Origin of the sequence: Methylobacterium aquaticum, assembly GCF_016804325.1 — a bacterium.
GTDB lineage: Bacteria > Pseudomonadota > Alphaproteobacteria > Rhizobiales > Beijerinckiaceae > Methylobacterium > Methylobacterium aquaticum_C.
Genome location: NZ_CP043627.1, coordinates 1,438,868 through 1,453,597 on the forward strand (window position 1 = coordinate 1,438,868; position 14,730 = coordinate 1,453,597).

The 14,730-nt window shown below is 70.4% G+C and carries 11 protein-coding genes; 4 read left to right on the forward strand and 7 right to left on the reverse strand.

The window, feature by feature from the left end:
* Nucleotides 1-179: 179 nt before the first annotated feature.
* The 4 genes from F1D61_RS06330 to F1D61_RS06345 all read right to left on the reverse strand — a co-directional run bounded on the left by F1D61_RS06330 (nt 180) and on the right by F1D61_RS06345 (nt 6,431).
* On the reverse strand, nt 180-3,320 hold the full coding sequence (locus F1D61_RS06330; protein ID WP_203156965.1) for an efflux RND transporter permease subunit: 3,141 nt from the start codon (nt 3,318-3,320) through the stop codon (nt 180-182).
* Nucleotides 3,321-3,544: 224 nt separating this feature from the next.
* Entirely contained in the window at nt 3,545-4,813 is a 1,269-nt protein-coding gene (locus F1D61_RS06335) for an efflux RND transporter periplasmic adaptor subunit (protein ID WP_203156966.1), read from the reverse strand.
* Entirely contained in the window at nt 4,810-5,466 is a 657-nt protein-coding gene (locus F1D61_RS06340; RefSeq protein ID WP_246775752.1) for a TetR/AcrR family transcriptional regulator, read from the reverse strand. Before F1D61_RS06340 ends, F1D61_RS06335 begins: the two co-directional genes overlap by 4 nt.
* A 413-nt stretch (nt 5,467-5,879) precedes the next feature.
* A complete protein-coding gene (locus tag F1D61_RS06345) occupies nt 5,880-6,431 on the reverse strand; it encodes a DUF4337 domain-containing protein (RefSeq protein ID WP_203156967.1) in 552 nt (183 codons plus the stop codon).
* A gap of 231 nt (nt 6,432-6,662) precedes the next feature.
* On the opposite strand from F1D61_RS06345, the gene F1D61_RS06350 reads away from it, so the two are divergent.
* The 4 genes from F1D61_RS06350 (at nt 6,663) to F1D61_RS06365 (ending at nt 11,833) form a co-directional block, all read left to right on the forward strand.
* Nucleotides 6,663-7,367, forward strand: a complete 705-nt coding sequence (locus F1D61_RS06350) for a hypothetical protein (RefSeq protein WP_203156968.1) — start codon at nt 6,663-6,665, stop codon at nt 7,365-7,367.
* A gap of 102 nt (nt 7,368-7,469) precedes the next feature.
* Nucleotides 7,470-9,131 carry a Na/Pi cotransporter family protein gene (locus F1D61_RS06355; RefSeq protein ID WP_203156969.1) on the forward strand — a complete coding sequence of 554 codons (1,662 nt, stop codon included), beginning with the start codon at nt 7,470-7,472 and terminating at the stop codon, nt 9,129-9,131.
* 175 nt (nt 9,132-9,306) lie between these two features.
* A complete protein-coding gene (locus tag F1D61_RS06360; protein WP_246775753.1) occupies nt 9,307-9,642 on the forward strand; it encodes a hypothetical protein in 336 nt (111 codons plus the stop codon).
* A gap of 103 nt (nt 9,643-9,745) precedes the next feature.
* Nucleotides 9,746-11,833 (forward strand): TonB-dependent receptor family protein, encoded by a 2,088-nt coding sequence (locus F1D61_RS06365; protein ID WP_203156971.1) that lies wholly within the window; start codon nt 9,746-9,748, stop codon nt 11,831-11,833.
* Nucleotides 11,834-11,986: 153 nt separating this feature from the next.
* Here the strand turns inward: F1D61_RS06365 and F1D61_RS06370 are convergent, their stop codons facing one another.
* The 3 genes from F1D61_RS06370 to F1D61_RS06380 are packed head-to-tail and all read right to left on the reverse strand — an operon-like array spanning nt 11,987 to nt 14,719.
* Nucleotides 11,987-12,976: an ABC transporter ATP-binding protein gene (locus tag F1D61_RS06370; RefSeq protein ID WP_203156972.1), complete on the reverse strand. Its 990-nt coding sequence runs from the start codon at nt 12,974-12,976 to the stop codon at nt 11,987-11,989.
* 5 nt (nt 12,977-12,981) lie between these two features.
* Entirely contained in the window at nt 12,982-13,797 is an 816-nt protein-coding gene (locus F1D61_RS06375; protein ID WP_203156973.1) for a carbohydrate ABC transporter permease, read from the reverse strand.
* Between the two features lie 10 nt (nt 13,798-13,807).
* Complete coding sequence (locus F1D61_RS06380) at nt 13,808-14,719, reverse strand: carbohydrate ABC transporter permease (RefSeq protein ID WP_246775754.1); 912 nt, start codon at nt 14,717-14,719, stop codon at nt 13,808-13,810.
* Nucleotides 14,720-14,730: the final 11 nt, after the last annotated feature.

Genomic DNA, 14,730 nt, shown 5'->3' on the forward strand with positions numbered 1-14,730 from the left:
AGAGCCGCAGTTGGTTCAGAACAGAGCGGCCAGCGTCCCGCTTTATCCGCGACCACCTGAGCGTCTGGATTCCGGGCTCCGCTCCGCGGCCCCGGAATGACGAGGAGGGTTTCACGATCGTCGATCGGATCGAACAGCCTTTACTAACCCTCGGCGCAAGGACTTTCCTAAATAGTACATTACTCCGCTGGCTGATGCCGGCCCGCTTCTCCCTCCGGCCTGCCCCCAGAACGGCGGCCGCGGCGTAGCGACAGGACGAGGCGGGTCGCTCCCGTCCCGAGCCGGTCCATGTAGAGGTAGAGCACCGGCGTGATGAACAGGGTGAGGAGCTGCGACACCAAGAGCCCGCCCACCACCGCGACGCCCAGCGGCTGGCGCAGCTCGGCGCTCGCCCCGTGGCCGATGGCGATCGGCAGGGTGCCCATCACGGCGGCCGCGGTCGTCATCATGATCGGGCGGAAGCGTAAGGAGCAGGCCTCGCGGATCGCCGCCGCCGGGCTCCAGCCCTGCTCGCGTTGCAGCACCAGGGCGACGTCGATCATCATGATGGCGTTCTTCTTCACGATGCCGATCAGCATCAGGACGCCGATGATCGCGATCACCGAGAGGTCCATCCCGTAGAGCTGGAGCGCGCCGAGCGCGCCGATCGCCGCCGCCGGCAGGCCGGTGAGGATGGTGAGCGGGTGGATGAAGCTCTCGTAGAGGATGCCGAGCACGAGGTAGATGGTGATGACGGCGGCCGCCAGCAGCAGGCCCTGGTTCGCCAGCGCGTCCTGGAACACCTGGGCGGTACCCGCGAAGGTCGTTGTGATGGTGCCGGGCACCCCGAGCCCATCCTTGATCGCCGCGATGCGGTTGACCGCCTGGCCCAAGGCCACGCCCGGGGCGAGGTCGAACGAGATCGTCACCGCCGGCAGGAGGCCGAGCTGGTTGATCGAGAGCGGGCCCGGGACGCGGGTGACGCTCGCCACCGCCGAGAGCGGTACCAGCTTGCCGCTGGATGAGCGCAGGCGGATGTCGTCGAGCCGGTCGGCGGTCCAGTTCAGGCGCGGGTCGAACTCGGTGATGACCTGGTAGCTGTCGGCGGTGCCGTAGATCGTCGAGACCTGGCGGGTGCCGAAGCCCGTGTAGAGCGTCTGGCGGATCTGGTCGGAGGTGATGCCGAGCGCCTGCGCCTTGTCGGTATCGACCGTGACCTTGGCCTGGAGCGCCGCGTTCTGGAGGTCGCTGGTGACGCCGGTAAAGGTGGCGCGATCCTTGGCCAAAGCCTCGGTCAGGCGCTCGGACCAGCGCTCGAGCCCCGGCCGATCGAGGCCCTGGACGACGTACTGGTACTGGCTCTTCGACTGGCGCCCGCCGAGCCGCAGGTTCTGCACCGGCGTGATGAACGAGGTCAGGCCCGGCACCGTCGCGAGATCCCGGCGCAATTCGGTGATGGTGCGGGAGAGCGGCGGGCGCCGGTCGCGGTCCTTCAATTCGACGAAGAACGAGCCCTGGTTGAGGGTGCCGGAGAAGCCGTTCGAGCCCGCCCGGCTCACCACGTGGGCCACCGCCGGGTGGCGGGCGAGGATCACCTCGGCCTCGTGCTGGAGCGCGCTCATCGCGTCGAAGGACACGTCCTGGCCGGCCTCCGTGGCGATCTGGAGCTGGCCGATATCCTCCGAGGGAAAGAACCCCTTCGGGATCACGATGAACATCCAGGCGGTGAGCGCGACGGAGGCGAAGAACACCATCAGCACCGCGAAGGGCCAGCGCAGGCAGAGATCGACGCCGCGCTCGTAAGACCCTTGGATGCGCGCGAAGCCGCGCTCGAACAGGTTCTTCTTCTGGCCGTGCCCGGCGGCATCGGCCGGCAGGCGGGCGGCGAGCATCGGGGTGAGCGTCAGGGAAATGACCGCCGAGGCGACGATGGCGATCGTCACCACGATGGCGAATTCGTTGAAGATCCGCCCGACCACGCCGCCCATCAGCAGCACGGGAATGAACACCGCGACGAGGGAGATGGTGATCGACAGGATGGTGAAGCCGATCTCGCCCGCCCCTTTGAGCGCCGCCTCGAACGGCTTCATCCCCTCCTCGACGTGCCGGACGATGTTCTCCAGCATCACGATCGCGTCGTCGACGACGAGGCCGACGGCGAGGGTGAGGCCCAAGAGCGAGATGTTGTCGATCGAGTAGCCGAGGACGTACATCGCCCCGAAGGTGGCGATGATCGAGATCGGCACCGCCACAGACGGGATCAGCGTCGCGGCGAGGCGCCCGAGGAACAGGTAGATCACCGCGACCACGAGCACGATGGTCAGCACCAGCGTGAACTGCACGTCGTGGACCGCTTCGCGGATCGAGAGCGAGCGGTCATTGACGACGTCGATGGTGCCGCTGCCGCCGAGCTGCTCCTGGAACTTCGGCAGCATGGCGCGCACGCGATCCACCACCTCGACGGTGTTGGCGTCGGGCTGGCGCTGCACGGCGAGCACCAGGCCGCGGGTGCCGTCCTTCCACGAGGCGATGCGGTTGTTCTCGACCGAATCGATGACGCGGGCGACCTCGCCGAGGCGCACCGGCCGGCCGTTGCGGACCGCCACGATCACGTCGCGAAAACCGTCGGCGTTCATCAACTGGGTGTTGGTCTGGATGGTGAGGTTCTGGCCCCTGCCCTCGACCACGCCGACCGGCGTCGAGGTGTTGGCGTTCTGGATCGCCGCCTGGACCTCGTCGACGCCGATGCCGCGGGCGGCGAGCACGTTGGGATCGAGCTGGACCCGGACGGCGAATTTCTGGCTGCCATAGACCAGCACCTGGCCGACGCCGGTGATGGTGGACAGGGACGGCGAGATCACCGTCTGGGCGAAGGCGTCGAGCGTCGGCAGCGGCGTCGTCTCGCTCGACAGGGCGAGGAGAATCACCGGCGCGTCGGCGGGGTTGAGCTTGCGGAAGCTCGGCGGGATCGTCAGCTCGACCGGCAGACGGCGCAGGGTCCGGGTGATCGCCGCCTGCACGTCGGCGGCGGCCTGGTCGATGTTGCGCGACAGCTCGAACTCGACGGTGATCGAGGTGAAGCCCTGGTAGTTCGTCGCCGAGATCGTGGCGATCGACGGGATGGTGGAGAATTCCTTGATCAGCGGCGTCGCCACGGAGGCGGCCATCGATTCCGGCGAGGCGCCGGGCAGCTGCGCGGTGACCGAGATGGTCGGGAAATCCACGGTCGGCAGGGCCGCCACCGGCAGGAAGCGGTAGGCGAACAGCCCCGACAGCGTCAGCGCGATCGACAGCAGGATCGTGGCGACGGGCCGGCGGATGAACGGGGCCGAAAGGTTCATCGTCTTGGAGCCTGTTTGACTTGCGAAAATCTAGCCGCGACGACCTGCCCTATCCCTGTCGCGACCTCATCCTGAGGTGCGACTATAAGGAGCCTCGAAGGAGGGCTCCAGAAATCTTCGCGATCCCTGGAGCCCTCCTTCGAGGTCAGCCGATTTTCAATAGACTGACACCTCAGGATGAGGTCGTTTGTGGGAGTGAGTGCTCGAGTCAATCAAACAGGCTCTCACTCGATCCGGGTGGGAGCGCCGGGGGCGGAGGCCTGCGCCTCGGTCGCGTCCTGCGGGCGCTCGGTGACGGGGAGCCCCTGGCGGACCCGGAACTGGCCCTCGACCACCACCCGCTCGCCGGGCTTCAGCCCCAGGCTCAGGGCGGCGCGGCCGTCGCGGGAGGTGATCACCTCGACGGTGCGGCGTTCGGCCGTGCCGTCGGGCCGCACCACCCAGACGAAGCTGCCCTCCTGCCCCGGCTGCACGGCCGCTTGCGGCACCGTCACGGTCCCGGGCCGCCGGCCGAGATCGACCTCGACCCGGACGTACTGGCCCGGCCAGAGCCGGTCGTCCTCGTTCGGGAACAGCGCCCAGGCGGTGACGGTGCCGGACGCCTGGTCGACGAGCGAATCGACGAAGGAGAGCCGCCCGACCGCCAGCACCGCCTCGCCGCCGCTGGAAAAGACCCGGACCGGCGCGGTGCCGGGCCGCATCAGCGCCGCCCGCAACCCGTCGAGGTCGCGCTCGGGCAGCGAGAAGGTGGCGCGCAGGGGGCGCATCTGCGTGATGGTGACGAGGCCGGTGCCGGCGGATTCGTTGCCCTTGACGAGGTTGCCGGTGGTGACCAGCACTCGGCCGAGCCGGCCGGCGATCGGGGCCCGCACGGTGGTGTAGTCGAGCCGGACCTTGTCGGCCTCGATCGCCGCTTGCGACGCCGCGACGTTGGCCGAGGCGACCTTGGCCTCGGCGGTGGCGACGTCGAACTGCGCCTGCGAGGCGGAGGAGCGCGACAGCAGCTCGCCGACGCGGCGGACGTCGTTCTGGGTGCGGACCTGGGTCGCCTGGTCGCGGGCGAGCGCCGCCTCGTCCCGGGCGATCTGGGCGCGGATCTCGCGGTCGTCGAGGCGGTAGAGCACATCGCCGGCCTTCACCACCTGGCCGTCGCGGGCGAGCTGCTCGACGATGACTCCGTCGATGCGCGGGCGCACGATCACGCTCGCCATCGGCTCGACCCAGCCGACCGCCGAGCGGGTGAGCGCGAGGTCGGTGACGCCCGCCGCCACCGTGGTGACGACGGGACGGGCGGCGGCGGGATTGACCGGAGCCGGGGGCGCGGGAGGGACGTAGGCGACCGGCAGGTGCTCCGGCAGGTGCCGGGCGAGATCGGCCGGCAGCGCGCCCCGGGCCGTGCTCCAGGCGGCGCGCGTGTCGCCGCCATGGCGTTGCACGAGCCATCCCGCCCCGGCCGCGACGAGCGCCAGGAGAACGAGGACGAGGCGGATCATCGTGGGGCTCCATGACGCGGCGCGGGGGGCGCGCCGAGGCCGTTGAGGAAGAAATCGGCGACCGCGGCCGAGGCCGGCGGGCGTCGGCCGGTGCCGTGCACCGCCATGCGGATGCCGCCCAGCAGCATCAGCACGGCCAGATCGATGTCGGGCACATGCAGCTCGCCCGCGGCGACGCCGGCGCGCAGGAGGCTGGCCAGGGCATCGCGCAAGCCGTCGAAGCCCTCGCGCAGCACCCGCCGGCTGCGCTCGCCGAACTCGGCGCCCCGCCCCTCGATCGCCGTCAGCGCCGGCGAGAGCGCGCCGATGCGCTCCAGCACCAGCCCGACCGCGACCCGCAGGCGCGCCGGCGCCTCGCTGGCGGGAATGGACCCGATCGCGTCGCGGAGATCCGCCAGGGTCCAGGCGAGCCCATCGATGAACAGGGCTTCCTTGGTGGGAAAGTAGCGGTAGAGCGTGGGCTTCGCGACGCCGGCCGCGGCCGCGACCGCATCCATGTGGACGGCGGCGTAGGGCAGCCCCGAGAACAGCCCCATCCCGGCTTCGAGGATGCGGCGCCGTCGCCCGGGATCGAGCGGCCGCTCGACGGGCGTGCGCGCGACCTGCGGGCGATCGGCAACGGGTCGATCGGATCGGCGTACGGCGTCGCTCATGAAGCCCTAACTGAACTGACGGGTTCAGTTAGCGGGGCGGGGCGCCGCGCTGGCAAGCGCGGGTTTCCGCGACATAATAGCACGATAAGAAAGCGCTGCCACCGCGCGCGCCGCGGCATCCCGGCGGATCGGGCAGCGGAGTGGAGACGGGGCGGACCTCGTCCGCCGCACGATCCGGATCAGCGTCTCGCCGCACCCGTTCCGCCGCGGCACCAGTCCGCGGCGGTCCGTCTTGATCCGCAATACAGTCGAGGCGGCGCGGCAGGACTGGCCGGACGCTTGCTCACCCTCGTCTCGGCCGTTCCCACTCTCGACCCCGGACGCCGCCACGCGGACCCGGGACGACGTTCCGGGGCAGGCGCCGACAGGAGGATGATCGGCCGGAGGTCCTGCTGGACCTCCGGTATCCCGCCTCAGAACAGATGGATCGCGTGCGGCGCGAACAGCCCGATCGCCAGCATGCCGATCCCCGCGATCCCCAGCGCCCCGCCCGCGAAGGCGAGCGCCGCGATGCCGGTGATGACCTGGGCGGAGGCGAGCACGATGCCGATCTGGAAGGCGGCGGAGCCGAGCTCGTAATGGTGGTAGCGGGCGAGCGCGAGGTCGCGCTTCTCCTCGGCCTTCTTGGCCTTGGCGGCGAGTTCCTTGCGGCCGTCGCCGGAGGCCGGATCGGACTCCCAGCGGGCCATGGTCTTGGCCCATTCCTCGACCTGCTTCTTCACCGCCTCCGGCGGGGCGCCGGGCTCGAGGGCGATCTCCTCGCTCGCGGTCTTCAGCACCGTGGCGCGGATCGTGCGGGCCTGGAAATAGGCCCAGAGGTTCGAGGATTCGACGTTGGCGCCGAGCGCGTCGGTCTGCGCGCTCTTCGCCAGGGTCTCGCCGAGGGCGAGGAACAGCGCCAGGACCGAGATCAGCAGCGCGATCTTCTTGTTGGAGCCATCGACCGCTCCGTGACCACCCGACATCGTCGTCTCTCCTCAACCGGCCATGACGGCGCGCTTCGCGCCCGATCTGGCGAAACCCTGCGACAGGACGAAGACCGGCCGCGCCGCGCGCAGGCGGCGAATCGGCTCTGCTCAGCGTCTTCATAGCCGGGCCGCGGGGCGGCGCCAGCCCCCGCTTGCGGCACGAAGCCGGACCGGGCACGCCTTCGCCACGGCCCCCTCTCAAGGGTCGGCTCGGAGAGACGCCCCCCCATGTCGCATGTCCGCCTGCTCGCGCCGCTGCTCGCCGGCCTCGCTTTTCCGCTGGCCGCCCTCCCCGCCCGGGCCGCGGGGCCGGACTGGCCCGACACCTACCTCTCCCGCGTCGAGGCGGTGGCGGTGGTCCAGAGCCTCAACGCCGCCCTGCTGGCGAGCCGCAGCGCCACCGCGACCCTCGAGGGCTGGTGCGCCGCCCACCGGATGGCCGAGACGCCGCGCCTCGTCGCCCGGCTGGACCGGGGCGTCGACAAGCCGGCGAGCCCGGAGACCCGCAAGCGCCTCGCCATCTCGCCGGACGAGCCCCTGCGCTACCGCCGGGTGCGGCTCGCCTGCGGCGACCACGTCCTGTCGGAGGCCGACAACTGGTACGTTCCCGCCCGCCTGACGCCGGAGATGAACCGGGTGCTGGAGACAACCGACACGCCGTTCGGCCGGGCGGTGGCGCCGCTCGGCACCACCCGCCAGACCGTCGGCGCGGAGCCCCTGTGGCAGCCCCTGCCCGAGGGGTGGGACCAGGCGGCACCGCCCGCCCCGGCCTGCGGGACGCTCAGCGTGCCCGAGCACCTATTCAGCCACCGGGCGGTGCTGTTCACGGGCGAGCGCCAGCCCTTCTCGGAGGTGGTCGAGACCTATACGCGCGAGGTGCTGGATTTCCGCCGCGCCGCCCGCCCGAGCGACACGGCCTGCCCGAAACCCTGATCCCTTCGCCCGACAGGCATCAGATGTGCATCGTGCGCCGGAACCTCGTTGTTCGGGCGCTCTATGTCAGTGCCTGGAACAGGATGGAGGGCGACCGACCGGATGGACACAACCCTCACCCTGCTCGACCTGTGCGGCGCGGTCGCGCTGCTGCTCTGGGGCATCCACATGGTGCAGACGGGGGTGCAGCGCGCCCTCGGGCCGCACCTGCGCCGCCTGCTCGGGGTGGCGCTCGGCAACAGGGTCAAGGCGCTGGCGGCGGGGCTCGGGGTCACGGCGCTGCTCCAGAGCAGCACCGCGACCGGCCTGATGATCGCCTCCTTCGCCGGCGCCGGGCTGGTGGCGGTGGTGCCGGCGCTCGCCGTGATGCTCGGCGCCAATATCGGCACCACGCTGATCGTCCAGGTCCTGTCCTTCGACGTCGCCCGGGTGGCGCCGGTCCTGGTGCTGGTCGGCGTGATCCTGTTTCGCCGCGGGTCCGAGCCGCGCACCCGCGACCTCGGCCGGGCGGCGATCGGCCTCGGGCTGATGCTGATGGCGCTGTCGCGCCTCGTCGAGGTCATCACCCCCTACGAGGACGTGCCGGCCCTCCGCGTGCTGCTCGGCGCCGTCGCCACCGACCGGCTGATCGCCCTGTTGCTCGGCGCGGTGCTCACCTGGGCGGCGCATTCGAGCGTGGCGATCGTGCTCCTGGTGATGTCCTTCACCCATGCCGGCGTGCTGCCCTTCGAGGCCGGGATGGCGCTGGTGCTCGGGGCCAATCTCGGCTCGGCCCTCAACCCGGTGCTGGAGGGGACCCGCGACGGCGAGGCCGCCGGGCGCCGGGTGGCGCTCGGCAACCTCCTCACCCGGGCCGTCGGCTGCGCGGTCGCCCTGCCCTGCCTCGGCCTCATCGGACCGCTCCTCGTGACCTGGCAGCCCGACCTGTCGCGGGCGGTGGCGGATTTCCACACCGCCTTCAACCTCGCCCTGGCGCTGGTCTTCCTGCCGCTCCTCGGTCCCGTCTCCGACCTGCTGCGCCGGCTGGTGCCGGAGCGGATCGACGCCCACGATCCCGGCCGGCCGCTCCATCTCGACGAGGCGGCGCTGGAGACCCCGCCGGTGGCCCTGGGCGCCGCCGGCCGCGAGGCCCTGCGGATGGCCGACGTGCTGGCCGAGATGATGACCGGGGCCGGCGAGGCGCTGACCGGCGGCGACCGGGCCAAGGTGACCGAGATCCGCCGCATGGACGACACGCTCGACCGGCTCAACGCCGCCATCAAGGCCTATCTCGTCCGCCTCGACCCGGACGCCCTGAGCGAAGACGACGAGCGCCGGATCGCGACCCTCGTCGCCTTCACCACCAACCTGGAACATGCCGGCGACATCCTCTCGCGCAACGTGATGACGCATGCCGCCAAGCGCCTGAAGCGGGGCCTGACCTTCTCGACGGAGGGCAAGGCGGCGGTGGGGACGCTCTTGGCCCGCCTCTCCGCGAATCTCAGCGCGGCGGGCGCCGCCTTCCTGACCGAGGATCCCCGCGCCGCCCGGCGGCTGGCCGACGAGAAGGCGGTGTTCCGCGATCTCGAGGCCCGGGCGACCGAGGCCCATTTCCGCCGCCTGCGCGAGGCCGGCCCCGGCCTGGGGCCCGCCGAGGCCACGGCGCTCTATCCCGACCTCGTGCGCGACCTGAAGCGGGTCAACGACCATCTGGTGGCGGGGGCGGCCTATCCGATCCTGGAGAGCCGGGGGGCGTTGCGGGCGAGCCGGCTGGAGGGGCCGTGATGGATCGGCGCGCCGACCCGGCCGGGGCTGCGGATCGCCGATGCGGCCGGTGCGAGACGCATAGACGCACGAAATCGGTGAGGGGGCCCGGCCGACCGGCTTGACCCGCGCGCAAGCGTGGCCCTACGCCGATGACATGCCGGGGGAGAGGACGAGACGGACTGCCTGCCGCGCGGTGATCGCCATCGCCGCGCTGTACGCGTTCGCGCTGCAAGTCCTCCTCGCGAACGCGCTGGTCACGGTCCAGCCGGGCCTGCCTCACATCCTGTGCGCGCCGGACATCACCGCCTCGCCCGACGGTCCGGCCAAGGCGCCTCCCGGTCACAGCCATCCGGATTGCTGCACGGCGGCCCATTGCTCGGGCGTCTCGACCGTCCACGCCCCGGATTCGACGGTCGTCATCTGGCCCGCCCGTGCGACCGTCGGTGTCCGCTGGCGCCCGGAGATCACGGCTCGTCCGCGCGCCCCGCCCGGGGTCAGCGCCAGCGCAAGAGCCCCTCCCGTCCTCTGACTCGCCGCCTTTCGGACCAGTCAGATGATGGATGACAGCCATGCTTTGCCTTCCGCGGGTCGCGCCAAGCGCCGCCTCGCTTCATTGTGCCGCCCTGCTTTCGATGCTGCTCGCGACGACCTCCGTCCTCGCGCAGACCGTCGCCTCGACCCCGATTCCGCTCGCCGAGATCACGGTTGCGGGCGCCGCTCCCCCGGTCTCCGGCCCGCCGGCCGGTTCCGTCACGGTGCCGAGCGTCGCCCAGCAGCGCGCCGTCGTGACCGCGACGATCGGCTCCGTCGCCTTCGTCGATGCCGCCGGCTTCCAGAACCGCTACGCCAACACCCTGCGCGACGTCCTCAGGGATACGCCCGGCGTCTTCGTGCAGGAGCGGTACGGCCAGGAATTGCGGCTGTCGGTGCGCGGATCCGGCATCGCCCGCGGCTTCCACCTGCGCGGCATCGAGCTGCTCCAGGACGGGATTCCCCTGAACCTCGCCGACGGTAGCGGCGACTTCTACCAGATCGATCCGCTCGCGCTCCGATCGATCGAGGTCTACAAGGGCGGCAATGCCCTCACCTTCGGCGCCACGACGCTCGGCGGTGCGATCAACTTCGTCACGCCGACGGCCCATACCACCTTCGCCCCCAACATCCTGCGCATCGACGGCGGGAGCTTCAACACGATCCGCGAGAGCTTCCAGTTCTCCCGCATCTCGGGCCCGGCCGACGTCCTGATCAGCGGGACCCTGACGAACTCGGACGGCTACCGCACGCACGAGACCCAGCGCACGCAGAATTTCAATGCCAATCTCGGCTACCGGCTGGCACCGGGGGTCGAGACGCGGTTCTACCTCGGCGCCTACGACACCGACCAGAAGCTGCCCGGCACGCTAACGCTGCTCGATGCGCTCAACACCCCGCAGCGGGCGAACCCGACCGCGATCGGCGGCAACCAGTCCCGGCAGGTCGAGACCCAGCGCATCGCCAACCGGACGTCGTTCCTGCTCGACGTCGGCAAGCTCGACATCGATACCTGGGCGATCCACAAGTCCCTCTACCATCCGATCTTCCAGGTCATCGACCAGGACGGCTGGACCTACGGGATCGCCCCCCGCTGGGCCGGCACCGTCGATCTCGGCGGCTACCGCAACGACATGATCCTCGGGCTGCGCGCCTTCGCCGGGCAGAATGCGGCGCGGCAATTCGTCAACGTCGCCGGCCAGCGCGGCAGCCAGACCCTCGAGGCGCTCCAGAGCGCCTCGAACTACGAGGCCTATGGCGAGAACCGGTTCTGGTTCCTGCCCGACATGGCCCTGATGACCGGCGCCAAGCTGTTCTCCTCGAACCGGACCTACAGCAACAAGGGCGGCTTTGCCGCCAACCCGACCGTCCAGTTCGGCACCGTCACCTACGAGGGCATCAGCCCGAAGCTCGGGCTGCTGTGGCAGCCGCTGCCGGATATCCAGGTCTTCGGCGACATCACCCGCTCGCGCGACGTACCGGATTTCAGCGACCTCGCGCAGACGAACCTGTTGCGGACCACCTTCGTGCCCCTGGAGGCCCAGCGCGCCTGGACCTACGAGGCCGGCACGCGCGGCCGGATCGACCGCTTGGCCTGGGACGTCACCGCCTATCGCTCGGAATTGCGCGAAGAATTGATCAACTTCTCGATCAATCCCGGCCTCAACATCCCGGCTGCGACCTTCAACGCGCCCCGCACCCTCCATCAGGGCATCGAGGCCGCCGTCTCGCTGGAGGTCGTGCGCGACCTGACCGGGATCGGCGACACCGTGAGCCTGACCCAGATCTGGACCCACAACGACTTCCGCTTCGTGCGCGATCCGGTCTTCGGCAACAACCGGATCGCCGGCATTCCGGACGACGTGCTGCGCACGGTGCTCGGCTACGTCCATCCGAGCGGCTTCTACCTCTCGCCCTCGGTGGACTGGGTGCCGCGGGGCGCCTTCGCCGACCATGCCAACACCCTGCGGGTGCCCGGCTACGCGCTGGTCAACGTCCAGACCGGCATCGACTTCAAGAACGGCGTCTCGCTCTTCGTCGATGCCCGCAACCTCACCGATGCGCGCTACGTCTCGGACATCTCGGTCGTGACCAACGCGGCGAGGGTTGCGGGTGGCCCCGCGGCCCTCACGGCCTTCTATCCCGGCAACGGTCGAAGCGTGTTTGCCGGGGTGCGGGCAGCCTTCTGAGCCTGCACTTCGCTCCGTCGCGACAGCCGGCAGGGTAAGCCGCCGGCCGGCGCGACGAGCCGTCAGGGGAGGCCGGCGCGACCCTCGCGCCAGCCCCCGTTCATACCCGCCGCCCCTCCACCGAGAACAACGCCCCCCGCCCCGGATCGAAGGTCAGGGCGATCGTCTCCCCAGCACCGGCACCGCATCCCCCGGCAGCCGCGCCAGCACCCGCTCGTCGCCGGCCACCACCGTCACCAGGGTATCCGCGCCGAGGGGCTCGACGAGCGAAATCGTGCCGCGGATCGCCGGCCCCTCCCCGCCGAGGCTCAGGTGTTCCGGCCGGATGCCGAAGGCGGCCCGGCCCGCATGGGCGCTGCGGATCGGGACGCGCTCGCCGCCCGGCAGGGTGACGGCGCCGTCGGCGACATCGACCGACACGAAGTTCATCGCCGGCGAGCCGATGAAGCTCGCGACGAAGCGCGAGGCGGGCGCCCGGTAGAGCTCGGTCGGGGTGCCGATCTGCTCGATGCGGCCCTCCTTCAGCACCACGATGCGGTCGGCGAGCGTCATCGCCTCGACCTGGTCGTGGGTGACGTAGATCATTGTCGCGCCGAGGCGCTGGTGGAGCTGCTTGATCTCGGCCCGCATGTCGACGCGGAGCTTGGCGTCGAGGTTGGAGAGCGGCTCGTCGAACAGGAAGATCTTGGGATCGCGGACCATCGCCCGGCCCATGGCGACGCGCTGGCGCTGGCCGCCGGACAACGCCTTCGGCTTGCGGTCGAGGAGGTGGCCGATCTGGAGCACCTCGGCGACGCGGTCGACCTTGGCGGCGACGGTCGTCTTGTCGACCCCCGCCATCTTTAGGCTGAAGCCGATATTGGCCGCCACGCTCATGTGGGGATAGAGCGCGTAATCCTGGAACACCATGGCGATGTCGCGCTGCCAGGGGGCGAGCCCGTTCACCACGCGCCCGTCGATGGCGATCTCGCCCTCCTGGAAGTCCTCCAGCCCGGCGATCATGCGCAGCAGGGTGGACTTGCCGCAGCCGGACGGGCCGACAAAGACCACGAACTCGCCGGGCGAAACGTCGAAGCTCAAGCCGCGGATGACCTCGGCGGCCCCGTAGCGCTTGACGACGTTGCGGATCGAGAGAGCCGACATCGGGTCTATCCCTTCACCGCCCCGGACGACAGGCCCGAGACGAGTTGGCGTTGGACGAGGAGGGCGAGGACGAGGGGCGGCAGCGCGATCATGGTGGCCGCCGCCATCAGGGCGCCCCAGTTGGTCACGCCCTCGCCGATGAAGTTGAACGAGGCGACGATCGCCGTCTTGGTGTCGAAGCCCGACAAGGCGAGCGCAAACAGGAAGTAGTTCCAGGTGAAGACGAAGCAGAGGATCGCCGCCACCACCAGCCCCGGCGCGACGAGCGGCAGCGCGATGCGGATCAGGATCGCATGCGGCCGGCAGCCGTCCATCTGGGCCGACTCGATCAGGGCCCGCGGCAGGGCGTCGAAATAGGGCAGCAGCGTCCAGAGCGCGACCGGCACGGTGATCGCCCCGTGGGTGAGGATCAGCACCGTGTAGGTGCCGATGAGATCGACCTGCGAGAACAGGATGAACCAGGGCAGCAGGAACAGCGTGCCCGGCGCCATGCGGGCGAACAGGGTGAGCGTCGCCGGCCAGGTGGTGCGGTGCCAGGAGATCGCGAAGGCGGCCGGCGCTCCGAGCAGCAATCCGAGCAGGGTGGCGCCGGACGCCACCACCACGCTGTTCCAGGTGTTGTGCAGGAAGTCGGTGCGCAGGAACAGCTCGCGGTAATTGTCGAGCGTCGGCGTGAAGACCAGCTGCGGCGGCAGCGCCATCACGTCCCGGCTGACCTTGAACGAGGACAGGACCATCCAGGCGAGCGGCGCCAGGACCGCGACCAGCATCGCGGCGACCTGGACGCGGCCGAGAATCCGGCGGGAGACGGGCGGGGTCATCGGCCAATCCTCAGTAGCTCAGGGCGCGCCGCAGGCGGGCGAAGACCATGACGGTGCAGAGCACGACGATCGAGAGCGTCAGCATCGCCGCCGAGGCATGGCCGAAGCGCGAGAACTCGAAGCCCTGCTGGTAGGCGTACATGTTCATGGTGGTCGAGGCGTTGCCCGGCCCGCCGCGTGTGGCGATGAAGACGAGGTCGAAGAAGCGCAGGAGATCGACCGAGCGCAGGACCGCCGCGGTGAGCAAGGTCGGCCCGAGGAGCGGCAGGGTGACGTAGACGAAGCGGCGCCAGCCGATGACGCCGTCGACCTCCGCCGCCTCGAACACGCTCGCCGGCAGCGATTGCAGGCCGCCGAGCACGATCAGCCCGACGAAGGGCGCCCATTGCCAGGTATCGATCAGCGCTACGCTGAGCAGCACCCACCGGGGGCTCGCCAGCCACAGGAGCGGCGGCACGCCGACCGTGCCGAGCAGCCAGTTGACGATGCCGACGGAGGGATCGAGCAGCACGATCGCCATCATGCCGACCACCACCGGCGGCATCATGAACGGCGTGATGGCGATGGTGCGCACGAGGTGGCGCGCGACCTTGACGCCGTTGAGCACGATGCCGAGCCAGGTGCCCAGCACGAGCTGCATCGCCAGCGCCACCCCGTAGAGCACCCAGGTGACCCGGAAGGCGTTGAGGAATTCCGGGTCGCTCGCCAGGTTCAGGTAGTTGTCGAGGCCGACGAAGCGCGGCTCGGTCCCGAGCGAGGCGTCCTGGAGCGAGATCCAGGCCGCGTAGACGAGCGGGAAGACCATCATCAGGACGACGAAGGCCACCGCCGGCCAGACCATCCAGGTCAACGAGATCTTGTGCTGGCCGGCTCGCACCCGGTCGGGGGCAACGGCCAGGGCGGGGCTGGCGATGGTGGTCACGCGCACTCCTC

Excerpts from the sequence above, each read along its gene's own strand:
- F1D61_RS06330 (WP_203156965.1), bottom strand. The coding sequence starts at position 3,320 with ATGAACCTTTCGGCCCCGTTCATCCGCCGGCCCGTCGCCACGATCCTG.
- F1D61_RS06335 (WP_203156966.1), bottom strand. The coding sequence starts at position 4,813 with ATGATCCGCCTCGTCCTCGTTCTCCTGGCGCTCGTCGCGGCCGGGGCG.
- F1D61_RS06340 (WP_246775752.1), bottom strand. The coding sequence starts at position 5,466 with ATGAGCGACGCCGTACGCCGATCCGATCGACCCGTTGCCGATCGCCCG.
- F1D61_RS06345 (WP_203156967.1), bottom strand. The coding sequence starts at position 6,431 with ATGTCGGGTGGTCACGGAGCGGTCGATGGCTCCAACAAGAAGATCGCG.
- F1D61_RS06350 (WP_203156968.1), top strand. The coding sequence starts at position 6,663 with ATGTCGCATGTCCGCCTGCTCGCGCCGCTGCTCGCCGGCCTCGCTTTT.
- F1D61_RS06355 (WP_203156969.1), top strand. The coding sequence starts at position 7,470 with ATGGACACAACCCTCACCCTGCTCGACCTGTGCGGCGCGGTCGCGCTG.
- F1D61_RS06365 (WP_203156971.1), top strand. The coding sequence starts at position 9,746 with ATGCTGCTCGCGACGACCTCCGTCCTCGCGCAGACCGTCGCCTCGACC.
- F1D61_RS06370 (WP_203156972.1), bottom strand. The coding sequence starts at position 12,976 with ATGTCGGCTCTCTCGATCCGCAACGTCGTCAAGCGCTACGGGGCCGCC.
- F1D61_RS06375 (WP_203156973.1), bottom strand. The coding sequence starts at position 13,797 with ATGACCCCGCCCGTCTCCCGCCGGATTCTCGGCCGCGTCCAGGTCGCC.